Below are 292 nucleotides of genomic sequence, written 5' to 3'. Positions count from 1 at the left end.
CAGCCGCCTAAGGTGGGACAGATGATTAGGGTGAAGTCGTAACAAGGTAGCCGTATCGGAAGGTGCGGCTGGATCACCTCCTTTCTAAGGATAATTACGAGAGCGCTTTTGTTTTGTTCAGTTTTGAATGAGTAATTCATTCAAATAGGAAAGACAAACATCACGATGTGATGGATTCTTTCTGCTTTGTTCCTTGAAAACTAGATAATAGATAGAAGGCAATTAATTTTTTTCAAAGCATCTGTAAGATCTTTTTTAACGGTTAAGTTAGAAAGGGCGCACGGTGGATGCC

The 292-nt window shown here is 40.4% G+C and carries 1 rRNA gene; it reads left to right on the top strand.

The window, feature by feature from the left end:
* Positions 1-84: ribosomal RNA gene (locus tag AC6UDF_RS07160) — 16S ribosomal RNA — on the top strand; the annotation flags it as partial.
* Between the last annotated feature and the right edge of the window lie 208 nt (positions 85-292).

It is taken from the genome of Fructilactobacillus sp. X2R6C1 (genome assembly GCF_059901295.1).
The sequence above is the reverse complement of the archived record's forward strand: the minus strand, read 5'-3'. Positions and strand labels throughout refer to the sequence as shown.